This is a genomic window from Planctomycetota bacterium, from assembly GCA_016872555.1.
In the GTDB taxonomy this organism is placed as follows: domain Bacteria; phylum Planctomycetota; class Planctomycetia; order Pirellulales; family UBA1268; genus F1-20-MAGs016.
This window is the reverse complement of sequence record VGZO01000036.1, coordinates 35,852-41,851: the sequence shown is the minus strand read 5'-3', so window position 1 is coordinate 41,851 and position 6,000 is coordinate 35,852. Positions and strand designations below refer to the sequence as shown.

3 protein-coding genes are annotated in these 6,000 nt (G+C 69.9%); 1 reads left to right on the top strand and 2 read right to left on the bottom strand.

Features of this window, described 5'->3' with window-relative positions; translation table 11 throughout:
• Nucleotides 1–39: 39 nt before the first annotated feature.
• The gene (locus FJ309_12365; GenBank protein ID MBM3955391.1) at nt 40–2,847 is read right to left on the bottom strand and encodes a general secretion pathway protein GspD; all 2,808 of its coding nucleotides are present in this window, start codon (nt 2,845–2,847) and stop codon (nt 40–42) included.
• Between the two features lie 242 nt (nt 2,848–3,089).
• Complete coding sequence (locus tag FJ309_12360; protein MBM3955390.1) at nt 3,090–4,781, bottom strand: response regulator; 1,692 nt, start codon at nt 4,779–4,781, stop codon at nt 3,090–3,092.
• Between the two features lie 396 nt (nt 4,782–5,177).
• On the opposite strand from FJ309_12360, the gene FJ309_12355 reads away from it, so the two are divergent.
• Nucleotides 5,178–5,960: a succinate dehydrogenase gene (locus FJ309_12355; protein MBM3955389.1), complete on the top strand. Its 783-nt coding sequence runs from the start codon at nt 5,178–5,180 to the stop codon at nt 5,958–5,960.
• The last annotated feature ends 40 nt before the right edge of the window (nt 5,961–6,000 follow it).

Genomic DNA, 6,000 nt, shown 5'->3' with positions numbered 1-6,000 from the left:
GCCCCGGCGGTGATCCAGGAGGGCTTCATCGGGAGCGGCTCAGGGACGGCTGTTCCCGAGGAGCTTGTCCTCCTCCTCTTCCTGGATGATGATCCGCGGCGTCACCATCAGCATCAGGCTGTCGGTCGTGCGGCCGAGGCCGACGTTGCGGAACAACCGGTTGATGTAGGGGATCTTCGAGAGGATCGGCACGCCGTACTCGTTGCGCCCCTCGCGCTGCCGCTTGATGCCGCCGAGGAGCACCGTGCCGCCGTCGGGCACGCTGACCGTGGTGGTCACGGTGGTGAACAGGAACTCCGGCAGCTGGATCGTGGTGCCGCTGGAGCGGAGCGTCTGCTCACGGTCGCTCTTGGCCTGGACGCCGAGGGCGGCGCCGAGCGGCGGAACCCCCTCGAGGCCCGCCGCGCCGTCGAGCCCGGTCTTCTCGTCGCTGCTCTTGGTGCTCGTCGAACGCGAGCCCTCGAACTGGAACTCCTCGACCTTGCCGATCGTCGAGAAGAAGGGGACGAGCGTGAGGCGGACGAAGCGCCGATCGCTGGAGACGACCGCCTGGACGTTGACCGCCGTCCCCTCGGAGAGGACGGTGATCACCGGCTGCTGGGCGGCGGCGAAGTCGCCGACGACGGGCACCACGCTGGTCACGAACGGCCGCTGGCGGGTGTCGGAGACGCTCGCCGTCTGGCCGTTGAACAGCGTCACCTTCGGAGCCTGCATGACGTTGGAGCGGGTGTTGCCCTGGGCGGCCTGGATGAGGAAGTAGGCCTCGATGTCGGAGAGGATCGCGAACCCGAAGTTCGCCGCCGACGAAGCCGGGTCGGGGAGGCCGGGGAGTTGCGGCACGCTGCCGGGGCCGAAGCTGTTCTGCCGGAACGGGATCGAGAAGAAGTTCTGCTGGCCGAACCCCGGATTGGGCGCCAGTGCCACGCCGGGATTCCCGGTCGGGTCGAGGCCGATCGTCTGCGACGGGCCACCGGGACCCGGGATGAGGCCCAGCGAGTAGGGCGACGTCGACGAATTGCTTGCCGTCGGCAGGGCCGTCATGTTGAGCGGCTCACGGACGTTCGACTGGATGTTGAAGTCGAAGTCGACGCCGATCCGCTCGAAGAACGTGTCGTTGAGCGAGATGAAGCGGACCTCGATCGTCACCTGGAGATCCTGGAGACGGCGGAGCTGCTCGAGGAGGTCGGCGATCTGCTCGTGGACCTCCTGCGTCTGGCTGACGACGATGCTGAGGTTGGTGGGAAACTGCTGGATCGCCCCCGGGCCGCCGGTGTTGATCCAGCTCTGCGGGGCGACGGTCTGCTGGATGAGGTCGATCAGCGACTCAAAGTCGGCCATGTTGCCGCCTGGCACTCCCTGCGGGCCGAAGGGGATCGACGGTGTCGACCCGGTCGCCGGGGGAATGACCGGCCCCTGCATCTGCGCCAGCGACATCGGATCGACGGCGCCGGCCGGCCCGCGGGCGGCGGCGGCATTGATCCCCGCCGGAGGTGGGCCGGTCTGGACGACCGGGGCTTCCTGCGTGGCGATGCGCGCGTAGCCGTCGCGGAGGGCCGCCGAGATCCCCAGGCCGTCGGTCGAGAAGCTCGGCACCGGGATCACGAGGTCGGCGACCTGGTAGGAGACGCTGTACACGTCCCCCTTGAGGAGGCGTGGGCTGGTGATCTTCAGCACCTCGTCCTTGATCACGTAGTCGAGATGGAGCGGCTCGAGGAGCAGCTTGAGGGCGCTCTTCAGGGAGATCTTCTGGTCCAGCGCGATCGTCACCGGCGTGTCGCTGAGGACCTGCTCCCCCTCGAGGCCGACCATGTCGAGGTGGATCGGCACGTCCGCCTGCCGGGCCAGCGAGTCGAGGACGACGGCGAGCGGCTCGTTGCGGTGGGAGGCGAGGACGGGGGTCGAGAGCTTGCGCTGGATCTGCACCTCGGCAGGGTTGAGACGCCCCTTGCCGTCGGCCTCGCGGCGCGTGCGGTTCTTGGTGAGCGTTTCCCATTCCTTGGTCGCGGGGAACTCGATCGGGCCGAGGAACGGCGTCGTCGAGCGCTCGACGTCCTCGGCGACGTCGAGGACCGCCGCCTGCTTGTCCGACTCGATCGACTTCTGCGCGTCGATCCGCCGGATCATCCGGCTCTGTGAGAGGAGCTGCCGGACGACGGGATTCTCGGGGGCCAGCTGGCCGGCCTTCTTGGCCAACGCCTCGGCCTCGGCGTAGCGGCGGTCGTCGATCAGGGCGTTGTATTCCTCGACGAGCATCGCCAGGCGCTGATCGACCTCGACGCGCTGGGCGCGCTCGCGCTGGACCTCGGCCTCGACGCGGGCCGTCTTCCGCTCCATCTCCAGCTCGGAACGGCGCTTCCCGGTGGCTTCCTCGATCTCGCGGCGCGAGCGGTCGATCCGCCGCTGGAGCTGCTCACGCGTCTCGGGGGGGATGTCGCGGGCGCCGATGTCGGCGGTGACGGCATCGAGCAGTTCGAGAGCCTCGATCGGCGCGGTCGTCGCCAGCCGGCGGGCCTCGAGCTGCCGGGCGGCGACCTCGGCCGACGCCTTGGCGATCGCCAGGTCGCGGGGGAGCCGTTCGGTGCCCGGTGCGCCCCCTGCCGCCTGCGGTGCGGCCGTCGGCTGCCGCGGGGGACCGACGGGCGCGCCCGCTTCGGCGCCCGCCAGCGCCCGGCGTGCGGCGGCGGCGTCATCGGCCGGCGCGGGGAGCGGCTCGGCAGCCGGCAAGGCGCCCAGTGGCCCGGCGAGAGCCAGCGAGAGCGCGGCTGCAGTGAGCCGCAGGCCGGCGAACGGTCCGGCATCGGTCTGGCGAACCGAGCGTCGCGCGGCGGAATCGTGGAGGCATGCCATGGGCCGGATCCCTGTGGTCTGGGGACAGCAAGGGCGGGATAGGTAGCGGCCCGCCGGGGAACGGGTCAAGGCCAGCCACCGTTGGGTGAGCGTGCCTGGAAAACAGGGAAGAAGGCGTCCGATCCCGGGCCAGCGGGTCGGGGGCGACGCTCGACTGGGCAACCTGGGGCGAACTCGCTGCGAGGTCGCCCCGGTGGCGATGCCACTTCCGCAGGGGGCGGGTGTCGTGGCCGGCTGATCGGTCAGTCGGCGAGCGCCCGCTCGATCGTGTCGAGCAGCTGATCGACACGGAACGGCTTGAAGAGCTGGAGACGGCTGCCGGCCTGCCGCGCCTTGACGATCGAGTGGCCGGGGTCCCAGCCGAATTCCTGCATCAGGATGAACCGTCCCGGAGACATCCCCTCGAGCAGCCTGACGAGCAGCTCGTAGCCGGTCATGTCGGGGAGGCGGATGTCGGAAAGCACGATGTCGTAGCTGTCGCGGGCGTTGCGGACCATCGAGATCGCCTCGCCGCCGTCGCGTGCCGTCTCGACGATGCAGCCGCAGCGCTCGAGGTGCGAGTGGGCTGCCGCCCGGACCTGCTCGTCGGCGTCGACGACGAGGATCCGCCGGCGCACGAGCCGCGGCCGCTGGGGCTGGCGCGACTGGGTGTGGGCCGAGCTCGGGGTCATCGTCTCGCCGACCTTCTGGATCACGAGCTTGATGTCGCGCGCATTGCGGAGGATCTTCTGGAGGCGCTCGACCACGTCGGCATCGTGGCCGATGTAGCGCTCCATGACGTTGACGGCCTCGTTGAGGATGTCGTCGACGGGCAGGGCGACTGCCCCGTGGATCGCCTCGATGCTCGCCGCCGCCGTCGTCGCCTTCTCCGCGACGAGCAGCTCGAGCGTGTTGATGGCGACGGCGACGTCGCGGGCGAAGATCTCGAGGAACTGCAGGTCGGTCGGGGAAAAGCCGCCCGGCTCGGGGCTCTCGACGTTGAACGTGCCGATCACCCGGTCGTGGTAGGTCAGCGGCACGGTGAGCGACGTCTTCGCCCCCTTGCAGCCCTCGAGGTAGTGGGGGTCGTGCGTCGTGTCGGTGCAGTGGTAGCTCCGGCCCGTGGCGGCGACGAAGCCGGTGACGCCGTTGTTCTCGGTGCGGGCGAACAGCACCCGGGCCTCGGCCTCGGGCTCCATCCCCTCGGCCAGCAGCGGCTCGAGCCGACCGGTGCGCGCGTCGAGGAGGCGGATCTCGATGACGTCGAACTGCAGCAGATCGCGCGAGTAATGGAGGATGTTGCTCTTGAGGAGGTCGATGCGCTCCGTGACGCTCATGCTCGCCAGCTCGGCCGGGGTGAGGTCGGCGAGCTGCTGGCCGGCGTGGTGGATGGCGGCGCGTTTCTGTTGCTCGAGGATCGTGTGGGTCACCTCGCGGACACTGACGACGGCGGCGGCCGCCCCGGGGGCGGTGGTGTCGGTGAACGGGGCGGCGCGGAGGTGGAAGTAGCGGTTGTCGGCCGTGCGCACGGTGGCCGCGGCGGCCGTCGCTCCCGCGACCACGGCCGCCACCGGATCCCCCTCGTCGCCGACGATCTCCGGGGCGTTGAGGGCGTCGCCGATGCGGCGATCGGCCACCGACTCACAGCCACACCACTCTCGGAACCGGGCGTTGCCCCAGAGGATCGTGCCGCCGGCGGAGACGACGGCAACGCCGTCGGGAAGGTCGGCGAGTACGCGGCTGTCGCGTTCGAGCGCACGCAGCTCGCCGACCGCGCCGCGGCCGACGAGGACGGCCGCAGCCGTGCTGCCGTCGGTGGCGACGCGCTCGGCAGCGTCGCGGACGTCGCTGCAGGGAATGACGTGCGACGAGCCCGAAACACCGGTGTCGACGGTGAGCCTGCCGTCGTCGATCGACACCGCAGGGCGGATCGAGGGCTCCGATACGACCAGCACGTTCCGGACTTCCGACACCCTGCTATCCCTCCGTGCCGGACCGGGCGACACCGCACGGAGTATAAAAAAGAGGGAACGAAGCCGCCAATTCACGCCACCGGCGTTGCCCGGGCGTGACGCGGTCCTATACTCCCCGTGGTCGTGATGCGGGATCGCGAGCGGTCCGCTGCCGTGTCGGGGCAGGGTCGGGACCGGCGCGGTTAATGCCCGGGGCCGAGGCCTGCGGAGGGCCTGGCAGGCACAGGCGACGAGGAGCGGACCGTGAAGCCGGTCCGGGCGTCGTTGCCACGGCCGCGTCGGTCCGCGTGTATCGCATGACGACGGGCCGAGATTCCGGTCCAACGCGGTGCCGGCCGGCACGCTCGGCCGGGCAGGTCAACAACGAGCAGGTTCATCGTGACGCGCGACGATACCGCCGCAGACTCGTTCTTCACCCGCCACCAGTTTCTCATCTACAGGCTGTTCTCGCTGGCGGGTCTGCTGCCGGTGGGGGCCTTTCTGGTGGTCCACCTGCTGACCAACTCGTCGATCCTCGGCGGGGCGGAGAGCTTCCAGGACCGTGTCGACACGATCCACGGCCTCGGTCCCCTGCTGGTGCCGGTGGAGATCGCCTTCATCTTCCTGCCGATCCTGTTCCACGCGGTGGTGGGATTCGTGATCATCGCCGGCGGGATGCCGAACGTCGGTTCCTATCCCTACTCGGGCAACATCCGCTACACGTTGCAACGGGCCACGGGGATGATCGCTTTCGCGTTCATCGTCTGGCACCTTGTCCATCTCCACTGGCTCGGGGCGCCGTTCCGCGGCACGGCCCTGCCGGGATTCGATCCGCACCATGCCTCGAGCACCCTCGCGGTGGCGATGGCCTCCCTGGGGATGAATCTGCTGTATGCCATCGGGATGCTGGCCGCGGTCTACCATTTCGCAAACGGCCTGTGGTCGTTGGGAATCACCTGGGGTGTGTGGACGAGCCCCGCGGCGATGCGGCGGGCGAATTGGGTGAGCGTCGGCGTCGGCGCTGTGTTGGCGTTTGCAGGTCTGGGGTCGCTGGTCGGCATCCGGAGGATCGACGTCGACTCGGCACGGGCCCTCGAGGAGCGGCGCGGCGAGGCGCGGCGGATGCTCGAAGGGGGACTGCCGGCGAGCCCGGCTGCCGCCTCCGCGGACGTGGGAACCTGAGTGCCGGGTACGGAAGCCGGCCCGAGACGACTTTTCACCG